Source organism: Commensalibacter melissae (genome assembly GCF_003691365.1).
GTDB lineage: Bacteria > Pseudomonadota > Alphaproteobacteria > Acetobacterales > Acetobacteraceae > Commensalibacter > Commensalibacter melissae.
This window is the reverse complement of record NZ_CP033087.1, coordinates 1,640,027-1,651,788: the sequence shown is the minus strand read 5'-3', so window position 1 is coordinate 1,651,788 and position 11,762 is coordinate 1,640,027. Positions and strand designations below refer to the sequence as shown.

Below are 11,762 nucleotides of genomic sequence, written 5' to 3'. Positions count from 1 at the left end.
AAAAAGAAAAAAAACTAGTATTTTTGGAAATACTAGTTTTTTGGTTATTTTTTAAAGATAAGCGATATTGTTATTTAGTGATTATAATTATGATGCTCATTATCAGTAGTTTGATTTTCTAGTTTTCTGCAAACGGTTCTTTGCCCCAATAATCCACAAGCGGTACTAACCAGTGCACCAACTAGCAAGGCGATAAAAGACCAGAATGAAAGACGTGCGATGGCTTTGACAGTCATATCCGCTTTTTCTTTAGCCTGTTCTTTCCATGTGTTTAATTGTTCTTTTGCTTCCTGAAGATTGTTTTGCAAATCATTCAATTTATTGTTTGCTTCTTGTACTGCCTGGTTATGCATGGCAATAATATTGTCAACCGAACGTTCTGCCTCTTTAGAAGTTAAATTAGTATTATTGGCAATAGCTTTTTCTACATCATTACGATCAATGGACTGATAGATGTTTTCGGTACGGGTTTTGAGATGGCTTATTAAATCAGAAAGAATCTTGTCGGAATTATTTGGGTTGATGCTAATTTCCTTGATAGCATTTTTGGCTTCTTTTTTAACCTCCTTAAATTGTGAGGATAGATAGTCTGGATGTAAAGCTGGAATATCGCTTTTTTTCAAAGCCTCTATCACATTTTGATTAAGTTGTTGATTATTCGCATTTGATTTGAAATCAAAATTTTTCAGAGTGTTTTTGCTAAGATCAAAAATTCCTGAAATACCATTTTGGGATGCAGAACCAATGCCGCTTAATAGGGAACCTGTAGATGAGGTCACTGTTCCGATTGTTCCCCCGATCATGGTAAGGATGGAACTTAAAATCATGCATCCAATAATAATGGATAAAATAAGCGAGGTGGCCCAAACAAGAAATCCATGAATGAGGCCATTTACGCCAGCCAAGCGTCCAGTCACAAAAGCACCACATGCAAGGCTGAGGATAATTGAAACCACAGTCCAGATTAAAACTGTTGTTCCTGCACCATTAATAATATCATCGGATTTAGGGGACAGCATTGAAACACCCAGGCTGCTTCCCAAAATAAAAAGAAGAAAAAATACTGCCATAACTGTAAAAATACCAGCAATAATACTTCCCCAGCATATTCTTTTTTTATTTATATTATTATTTTGATAATCCATTATTACGCTCCTTAATAGTTATTTATTAAAAACAATATTAGCGTAAATAAAAATCTTATCTATTCAATAATTTTATTTTTTTTATTTGTTGTTTTAAAATCACTAAAATGTAATATTTTATTTTAGTGATTTTATATTAAAATATTATAAGTAATTTAATGTATTTACTAAATATTTATTAATAATATTAAACGAGTTTAAGAAATTATTGTTTTTTATTCCAGGGTGAAATTTCGGGATAAACCAGGTCAAGCCAAGGATGTCTATTTTCAAGATGAGAAACAACCTTGGGTTTGTGGGTATTTTGTTCAGTGAGTACATTGGTCATTGATGCAAAATGTGCCCTATATTCAGCAGTAGTATTGGTTACCTGTTTTCCGTTGATACCCATTTCAGCAAGGGAGCACCACATATCAAAATCCTCCCACCCCATTGCATCCCGTTTTACATAAAATCCACCAGCTGCAGTCCAGGCCCATTTGGCAATAAGAACCATTGCGTCAATATAGTTTCCAACGGTGAGGCGTAGGGGATTAAAGGGAACGTGCCCTCCAATGGCCTCTCCTGCGCCAAAATGCTGTATTTCTGGATAGGCATAACCAATATTCGTATTCTGTATGGCCTGCAATAATTTTTCGCATGTGTCAGGCATTAGACGGTTATCCGCATCCAATTGCATGGAATACAGTGTTTCACTGGCTGCAATACCAATATTTCGTGCGCCTCCCAAACCGACATTATTTACTGATTGATGGATTTGCAATCGATTGAATCGATACTTGTGATTTATTGACCATTCAAGAATTAGGGTGATTGATTCGTCAGACGAACCATCATCAACAATAATCAAATCAATATCCTTTAATGTCTGAATAAAAACGGACTCGAGTGCCTCCAGTATATATTGCTGATAGTTATAGGAAGTAATGACAACCGTTACCTCAGATTCCCGCAAGTTATCATGTTCAAAAAGAATGTTGCTGTGTGGAATGACGGGCAAATTGCGAAGGTTATAGTTTTTGCGTGAAATAATAGTTTCCGCTGCCTGTGCTGCGCCTTTTTCATTAATCAAACTTAAAAGCATTGTATCGCAAAGTTTGGATTGACGTTGCAAACTGAAATTCCATAAAACGGCATGATATGCATTTTGCGCCATTTCTTTTCTAAGTGTTTTATTGTCAATAAGCGATAGTAAATATTCTTCCCATTCTTTCGCGGTAGATGCCAGATATCCAGTAACGCCGTGTTGAATGCATCGTTTCAAGGGTTGGGTTGGTGAAACGATTGAACAGACATTTGCCAATGCAGCTTCAAAATATTTAAGTTCACTTTTTGCATTGCAGAAAACATTGTCAATTTCCAATGGGGCAATTGAGATATCAAATCTTGCCAACTCTTGGGGAAGTTTTTCCAGGGGTACGGTATCGCGCCACTCGATGAAATTTTCATAATTTTTCAGTTCCGGATATTCATTCATATGCAAAATGGGACGGTGATTTACGGGTTCCCTGAATAAAACAAGGCGTATATTGGAACGTTGTTGAAAAATTGAAATGAGTGCAGGTATGACAAGGGCAAAATCACGCTGATGTGTTCGGGTACCGCTTGCATAGCCAATCCGGATGTAATCATCATTTTTTGTTGCTTGAACAATACGGGCGGCAAATCGTGATAATTTCACGCATTCATCATCAAAAATATTGGGTAGGGTATATACTAATGGACCGGCATGTCTAGGAATAAGTTCCTGCGCCATATGTTCACGCATTTCCTTTGTAGTTGCAATCGCAAAGTCTGAACGCATGAGGGTTTGACGCATGTTGTGAAATGTATGGGCCGTTTTTGCCTCGGTTGTACCAATGGTACGTATACCATCTATGATCTCAATATGGGCAAAATGGGGTTTAAAGACAATATCGTCGACATCAAAGGCGGTTAATTTATTATATTCCTTGCTTAGTTTCAGAATCCCATCAATGTGACCGCTAAACTCAACACGCCATAAAATGATGATATCAGCCCATTGTATATCGTTAACGCTAACATCAGCCGCGTTTGAAACCTTAGCTTCATGGCCGGCCATAATGCAAGCTTTGGCATTACGATAACAACGATAAATTACACCCGGTGTATCGGGTTCTCCAGCAACAAAAAGAATTTTTCTTATAGGATTATAGGAATTGTAATCAGGCTTGGCAAAGTAATTCAGGCTATCCATTGAATGTAAAGAGTTAGAACCTGAAAAGGAATTTCCGATAATGTTATTTTCCTTATAAAATTTTCTTTTAATTACATTTATAAAATTAGGAGCATCTATATCCATTTTTATTTTGTTTTTGATATATTTTTTGACGAATACAGGAGTTTTTCTTTTTAATTGTCCATAGATTATTTCAGATATACTTTTTGGATATAAATTTTTAATAGATATTAATTTTTTATTACATCCATTTTTGGCAACCTGATTGGTTAAATCTTTTAATATCTTGTTTTTTTCCCTGATTTTTTGGGTTTGATTTGCAATTTCCTTTTCAGAATATTGAAGTTTTCTGCCCAATAAATTTTGTTCAATTTTTGATTCCAGAAATAGAGATGGCGTTGATGCTTCGTTTTTTTTATCCAATGAGTTATACATCGACCAATATTGGTCAAAAAAAGCACATTTTTTTTGGAATCGTTGTGCCAGAACAGGAGAGTTACTGAGGTCAAAGAGATTTTTTAACGAAACAGGAACCGCTGTACCAGTGTAGAGAATGGTCAGTCCAGAATAATGATAAAAATCAAAATGGGGATATTGCGTCTGCCATGCTGAAATGATTGAGGAGTTTTCCTTGGCAATTGAATGATCGCTAAAGATATTATCAATAACAATCGTGGTATTCTCAGGAAGTTTTTCATACAGCGAATTTATAATGGGTGCTTTTTTAAGGGATTGGTTCAGACTGTTGATGAAAATACAATCGTAATCGGAAATATCAGGTTTGATGGGTAGCAAGGTGTTCGGATATGAATAGGGGCTTTCTTTCTTTTGTTTTTCACTGAAACATTGACTGGATAGTTCAAAACTATCAATAATTTCGCATATATTTTTATGAAGGATTCTTTCAATATCATTATCAAATATTGCAATTTTTTTTGGTTTTAGGTTTGTTATCAACCATACGAGAACAGAATAATGGTGATGAATTTCATTTTTTAGAAAGGGAGTATGAAAAAACAGATTCTCATTATCGTTTTTTAAGAGATCTTTTAAAGAACTCGTCTCTTTTTCTTGTAAAGGTTGATTTTTTATCATGATATATAAGCCTGGAATTGATTAACTATATGAATTATGTTATAATAATATCGTATATATGAAGTATACAAAGTATGATTTTAAGGTCATAATCCTATCATAAAATTGAATAAACGATTTGTTTTTAAGTTTGATTTAACATTAGTGTTTTGTTACAACATACAATGTTGCAAGTAAAAAATAAATTTGACAATTTTTAAGTAATATTTTACTTTTTTAACAAAGTAGAATTAATTTTGATAAATTATAATAATTTGGATATTTTAGAGTAAAGTAGAGATGGCAATTATAACGGTTCCAGGTGGTTCAGATTCTTCTATAGCTGTGACTGTAGATGGTTCTCAGGCCTTAGCACTGGCTAATCAAATTAGAGATGATATTGTAAATCATTATTATAAAACTGACAGAGATATTGATGTTGCTAATTTTTATAATGGGGATGATATTTCTCCATTAGCGCCACGATCAAATCTTTTATTTGACGGCGTTATCAGGAACGGAGGTGTTTATAACGTTAAGGATGGCGTTAATTTCATTACCGTTGGTACGCTAATCAAGGACGGACAGAAACTTGATGCCAATGATAAATTTGATGCAAGTAACTTCAGTTTCCTAAATGAACCTGTAACGGTAAATTCGGCAATGAGTGCCAATCAGTACGTTCGTGTATTGGCGGGGATTGATGCTCAAGTCACTTATAAGGCGGGCAAGGAAAGTGGACAATTTGCTGGCGGCTCCAAGGATCATCCAATCAATTTTATCGGTAACGATCAAGAGGGGGGTAGATGGCAAATAGCAACCGGTGATGGAGATGATACCATTGCCTCCGGTTCAGGAAATAATGTCATAAATGCGGGTGCCGGCAAGAATAAGATAACCTTGGGAACAGGTAATAACCAGGTTACTTCGGACGGACAGGATACAATTACCGCGCCTAATGGTGGTTTTAACTCAATTACCATTCGTGGCGGTCATTCATTGATCAATATTGGTGACAACAGTCTTATCAATGATGTAAGTAGCAATAACGTTATCACTGTTGGGGGTGGCAGTACCGTTATTGGTGGTAACGCGGGCAATGTTACATTTAATGCCGCTTCTAATGATGGCCATAATAACAATCATAACCGCAACGAATTTTTGGGTGGTCAAAATAACACGATTACAGCTTCTACGGATAATTTTGATGTAATTCATGGTGTTAACAATACATTCAATATCAATGGTAGTTTCAAGTTCTTCAATGGTACAGGCAATACGAATGTTACCCTAACTGGTGGGCAGAATATAACTACACAAACTCAAATATTTGGTGCGGATGGATTAAACTTCCACCTGACAGCAAAAGATGTTAATGATCCAAACAATCCAGTTCTACTTGTCGCTGGTGGTGGTGGAAACCAGACATTGGATGGTTCGACATCTTCTTCGAATCTCTTGATTTACTCTGATTCAACCAAGGGTGCTACAACACAGCTACTCGGTGTTGGTGGTGCTGGTAATGATACTTTGGTTGGTGGTGTTGGCTCAAATACATTGACCGGTGGTGAAGGTAATAACTTGTTTATCTTTACTAAAGATACGGATCAGGGTGGTAAGACATTAATTACTGACTTCTCCAAATCCAAAAATAATATGGTTGAATTCCTCAACTACGGATTTAATAGAAGTGATGTTGATCGTATTCTTCAGAATGCGCATCAGGATGATAAAGGAAATGCTGTTCTTGACCTTGGTAACCATCAATTGATTCTGCAAGGTGTTTCAGTTAAGGATCTTAAAGGGACACAGTTTACTTATATCAATGATCCAGTAAAAAAATAAAAGACTAGATCTATATTTGGTTTTTTTGAAAAGCTTGCTATTTTATAAATAGTAAGCTTTTCTGTTATAATGATCATTATTTTCACTAGCCAGTTGTAATTTATGTATAAAAAAGAAAATGATATTGAATATCTAAAGGCTGAAATTAAAAAAAAAAACCGGCTTATTGATGAATATCATTTAACCTTCAGGATATTGAATTTACAAATTGCTCAATTACAGCATTATAAAAATCGTATTTCAAATTTACATGCTCGTATAGAATATTATAGGAAAGTCATAGATCGGCTGGAAAATATTATTCCAGTAAAAAAGTTTATAAAGATCGTTTATTTTGGAATTGATCGTTGTGTAAATATACTTGAAAAAATTTTTAAAAAAATTAATTGTAGACAATTTATAATAAATGAAAAAAATAATTTTATTTTTCATTACAAATTTTTTGAGAACCAACAGTTTAATCAATCACATCTAATTTTAATTGTAGCGGAAGTCACGTTACCACAATGCTATAAATATCGCGTACAGCAAAAAAAGGAATATTTTGAAAAACTGGGATGGCAATGTAGAATTGTTGACTGGAGAAATCAAAGTGAGGTTTTGTCATGCTTACAAATTTGTAAAGAAGTAATTTTTTACAGGGTTCCTGCTTTTCAAAGTGTTTTGGATCAGATTTCTGAGGCTAAACGATTGGGTTTAAAGACCTGGTGGGAAGTTGATGATTTAATATTTGATAAAAAATTATATTTACAATGCGGGTTTATGAAGTATTTACCCAAAGAGGAGTTGGATTTATTACTTTTTGGATCAGGATTATTCCGTAAAGCGTTATTGGCTTGTGATCATGCAATTGCCTCTACATCCTCTTTGGCACAAAATATACGACAGGTTGGAGTTCATGAGGTTAAGGTTATAGAAAATGCCCTAGATCAAAATACTTTAAGAATTGCTTCAGACCTTTATCCACATAAGTTGGAAATAGGTGGTGATCTTAAGAAAAAAGATGAAATAATTATTTTTTATGGATCCGGGACTAAAACTCATAATGCTGATTTTCTGATTGCGGCCGATGGAATTATTTCGGCACTTATTCATGAAAAAAGATTAAGATTGTGGATAATAGGGGAACTTGAATTACCAAAGCAATTTAAGGATTTGAAAAACCAGGTCTGTTATTTTTCTTTTCGGTCCTATGATCAATACATGAAATTATTGGTACATGCTGATATAGCCATAGCACCGTTGGAAGATATTGCCTTTAATGATGCCAAAAGCAATATTAAATTTTTAGAGGCATCCATTTTAGGTATTGTCTCTGTTTGTTCTCCTCGAAAGAATTTTAAAGAAATAATTCGGGATGGTGAAAATGGCTTTATTGCTAATTCGACATCTGAATGGAAGGAAAAAATATGTTTACTGGCAGGGAACTCCCAGTTACGTCAACGTTTAGGACGACAGGCTTATTATGATGTCTTAAAGGATTATTCTCCCGATACAATTTTAAAAAAACAGGTTGAACCTATTTTTGGAATACCGAATAAACAAGTCAGGGATAAATTAAAGATTTTGGTGGTTAATCTTTATTATGCACCATATTCTTACGGTGGTGCCACCATGGTTGCAGAGGAAATGTCTCGTCGGATACAAAAAAAAGATAATACTGAAATAGCAATTTTTACCTCCCGACCTTTTTCACAACATAAAGGATTAAGGCGTTATTGTGATAATGGATTCTTGGTCTATTCAGTAGAGATTTCACCGCAATCATATCCATCGGAAGAATTCAATAATACAGAAATTGTGGATCCATTTGAAATGGTTTTACAGGCTGTTCAACCAGATATTGTACATTTTCATGCAATTCAAAATCTTGGACTGCATTTGATTGCTTCATGTCAACTGAAAGATATTCCTTATATTATTACTCTTCATGACACGTGGTGGCTTTGTGACCGTACATTTATGGTCAAAAATAATCATAAATATTGTTTTCAGGAAAAAATAGACCTGAATATTTGTCAGGCATGTGAACCCCAGGTTTTCTATTTAAGAGAACGAATGAAAATGATGAAAAAATCACTCGAAGGAGCCTCGTTATTATTAAGTCCAAGTGAAACACATCGTCAGCTTTATATAGTGAATGATGTTGATCCCGATAAAATTATAGTAAATCGTAACGGAGTTTCCCGTCCAAGAAAATTGCGTAAAAAGCGTATGGCAGGTTCTGTCTTGAGGTTTGGTTTTGTTGCCGGAAATGAGATAATAAAAGGCTATAATCTCATTTTTGACGTATTTACATCATTAAAACATGAAAACTGGAAATTGACGATTGTAGATAGCAAAAGCAATCTTGGATATTCATCATTTGATATAGATTCCTGGAAGGGGCAGGATAAGGTTATCATTATTCCACCATATGATGAAAATTCAAAGGATGATTTCTTTAATGAAATAGATATATTGCTTTTTCCTTCCCAATGGAAAGAAAGCTATGGGCTGACAGTCAGGGAAGCTTTGCTACGAGATGTTTGGGTTGTGTGTACCCATCCTGGTGGTCAGTCAGAGGATGTTATAGATGGTATAAATGGTACCTATATTTCATTATATGATGGTTCGGAAGAATTAAAAAAGGTTATTGAAGGATTTCTGGAACAACCATCCTTTTTGGATGCCTATCTTAATCCATATAAGGATCATATTATGACTTATGAACAACAGGCTGATGAATTATTTGAAATCTATAACAGTGTTAAAGTGGCGGAGAACAAGAAACACCCTGTTTTATGAAATATGTCCAGGCAAGTTTTGTATCATAAGTTATGGCAAGATATTTCAACCGTTTCCACCATACGGTATGGGGGATCATCGGTCGGTTAATATGGTCGTTTAAATAGGTGTCAATATAGTTTAATTTGAAAAATTGATTGTGTTTCAGAAGTGTACGGTAATAGTCCAGCCAGAAAATTCCAAAGTGATTATCACGGATGAGTTCTTTTTTAATAAAAGGGACGTTATCAGAATGCAGGATAGTATACCAATCCAGGTGCATGGGATTGACGTTTTTTTTATTTCTAAAAAGTCTTGTTTTTGTTGGTGACCAGGCTGCCTTGCATTTAATTTCCGGATTTGATTGCAAAATGCGTCCCAGCTTTAATTCACCTTGCTGGATAATGGCCTGTCTGTCCATTTGTTTGAATGGTTGCATAAACAAGTCTTGAATTGCTGGATTAAAAAATGTGGTATGGTTAAAACACAGAAACCATGATTGGAAATGCCAGTTCACTTCAAAACTATCAACCATCCCCCATATATCCAAGTTTTTGGTAAACATTTTTTTAAAAACAGGCTGCAGGGGATATATGGGGCCAAAAATGCTGTCATTAGTTAGTAGGATATAATCAGCATGATCGGTAACTTTTTTTATTATTAAATCTTGCCATGCTCCAAAATCCAGTCCCTGATTAGGACGAGAATGGGGTGTTATTGAATGTTTTTGGCAAAAATCGTGTATATCCTTTGAAATTTTTTCTTTCCCGGAAAGGGCTAAATGTGTTTCCCATCCGCATAAATAAAGTTGCCTTAAAAAATGTTTTGTGTCGGGAAGAAGTTCATCTGTTAAATTATAAGAGGCAAAAAGACATATTCTGTTTGACATATTTAGTGATGATATTTGATTTATAGTGAAAATTTACCGTTAGAATTCATAAATTTAAAATATTTATTATTAAATTCTAAATATGAAATGTGAAAAAAACAAGAATTAATATTAAACTAGCTGTAAATAAAATACATTGATTTAAAATTAAAATACATATCAAGTATTTTATATTGAAAAATAATATTTATTTATTATTAAATGTAATAAAAAAATAAATAAATTATGGGAAAACATGAAAGAAATATTTAATAAAGATATTTTATTATCAAAAACATTTAAATTATTATGTTTTTCTTTAATTGTTATTTTTATACAATTAGAAAATAATAATTTAATTGTTCATGCTCAAAATTCACAAACAGATTCTTTGGAACAAAATCGAAAATATGATGATGAGTTAACGGATTGGCACATGATTCCGGCTGGTAGTAGTGGTGGATGGAGAACAGCTGTCAGTCGTGCAGAAAGTAACCGTATTGATATCCAAAGAATGCAGAAAGAGAGAACAAATCCCTATTTGCCCCAACCGGAACATTTGCTTGGAAATTGGTGGGGATTGCATTCGTGGTTGTATAACCGGGGCATTAATATCAATTTTGACAACCAAAATGAATTTGCAGGAAATATTTCAGGATATCATCAAAAGAAATCAACCAATACAGGTGCAGTGGATGCAAATATAGATATTGATTGGGAAGTATTGATTGGGGATAACTGGATCACGAATGGTCTGGTTGGACATATGACAGTCATTGGTCGTTATGGAAGCAATCTGAGTGCAGGGCTTGGGGAAAATATAACACAGGTGCAGGAATTATATGGTGCTGGTGGGAATGTTGTTGCAAAACTAGTAAATCTGTATCTGGATAAACATCTTTTGGAAGATCGCATGATCATGTCCTTTGGAAGGATGGATGTCGGGGCAAGCTTTGCAACCAGCCCCATTCAGTGTTATTTCATGAATAATGGAATTTGCGGTAATCCAAAACCCTTAAGTGGACAGGCGGCAGGTTTTTCAGCATGGCCGGATTCAGAATGGGGAATTAATATTCTGTTTCAGGCCACTCCTCAATATTTTATACGTGTAGGCATGTATCAGGTAAGTCGGGCGGCTTATAGCAATAGGGCCGGCCATCGGACAGGCTGGGCCGCTGTGGTTAGAACAGGTGAAGATGCCGGTGGGGAATTTCCTATAGAAATGATCTATCAACCAAAATGGGGAAAACATGAATTAACGGGACATTATAAAATTGGATTTGCCTATGATACATCACCTTATCCTGTTTGGGGCCGTTCCATTTACGGGGGACATATCACTTCGGCTAATGGAATAGACCAGAAATGGAAACGGGGACGGGATGAAGAGTGGGTTTTACTGGATCAGATGATTCAGCGAAATGGGCCGGGTGATTTGGACGGGTTGATAGGATATCTTGGTTTTGTTCACAGTAATCCAAAAACATTTCAAAGACAAAATCAATTTCTGGCGGCTATTATCAATACCGGATTTTGGAAATCACGGCCTATGGATGGAATAGGTGTTCTATTTGTTTATCAAATTATGAGTCGGGAAGCACGCAAGGCACAACGATATAACATAATGTCAGGTTTTCCCATCGGGGATATTGTTTCAGGAGCATCTGGAATACAATCAGCAGAAACAACGGTAGAGCTTACTTATTTAATTCATATTTATGATGGAGTTATGTTTCAACCTGATTTTCAATACGAGATTCATCCAAATGCACAAAAAAATATTCCTAACGCAGCCTTTCTCGGATTCAAAAGTCGTGTAGACTTTTAAATATCTTTCAGTAATTTACATTAGATAGATGATAAA

6 protein-coding genes are annotated in these 11,762 nt (G+C 34.9%); 3 read left to right on the top strand and 3 right to left on the bottom strand.

The features are described 5' to 3' along the window. Positions 1-74 precede the first annotated feature (74 nt). Both D9V35_RS07465 and D9V35_RS07460 read right to left on the bottom strand, forming a co-directional pair. Entirely contained in the window at positions 75-1,145 is a 1,071-nt protein-coding gene (locus D9V35_RS07465) for a TIGR04086 family membrane protein (protein ID WP_122123974.1), read from the bottom strand. A gap of 205 nt (positions 1,146-1,350) precedes the next feature. Then, on the bottom strand, positions 1,351-4,440 hold the full coding sequence (locus D9V35_RS07460; RefSeq protein WP_122123973.1) for a glycosyltransferase: 3,090 nt from the start codon (positions 4,438-4,440) through the stop codon (positions 1,351-1,353). Positions 4,441-4,719: 279 nt separating this feature from the next. On the opposite strand from D9V35_RS07460, the gene D9V35_RS07455 reads away from it, so the two are divergent. Both D9V35_RS07455 and D9V35_RS07450 read left to right on the top strand, forming a co-directional pair. Further along, on the top strand, positions 4,720-6,264 hold the full coding sequence (locus D9V35_RS07455) for a calcium-binding protein (protein WP_122123972.1): 1,545 nt from the start codon (positions 4,720-4,722) through the stop codon (positions 6,262-6,264). Between the two features lie 102 nt (positions 6,265-6,366). Further along, positions 6,367-9,051, top strand: coding sequence for a glycosyltransferase (locus D9V35_RS07450; RefSeq protein WP_122123971.1), 2,685 nt, complete (start codon positions 6,367-6,369; stop codon positions 9,049-9,051). Here D9V35_RS07450 and D9V35_RS07445 read toward each other — a convergent pair. Next, a complete protein-coding gene (locus D9V35_RS07445) occupies positions 9,014-9,919 on the bottom strand; it encodes a rhamnan synthesis F family protein (RefSeq protein WP_122123970.1) in 906 nt (301 codons plus the stop codon). The two genes, D9V35_RS07450 and D9V35_RS07445, sit on opposite strands and share 38 nt — an antisense overlap. Before the next feature lie 235 nt (positions 9,920-10,154). Here D9V35_RS07445 and D9V35_RS07440 point away from each other — a divergent pair, with 235 nt between their 5' ends. Next, positions 10,155-11,726 carry a carbohydrate porin gene (locus tag D9V35_RS07440; protein WP_122123969.1) on the top strand — a complete coding sequence of 524 codons (1,572 nt, stop codon included), beginning with the start codon at positions 10,155-10,157 and terminating at the stop codon, positions 11,724-11,726. The last annotated feature ends 36 nt before the right edge of the window (positions 11,727-11,762 follow it).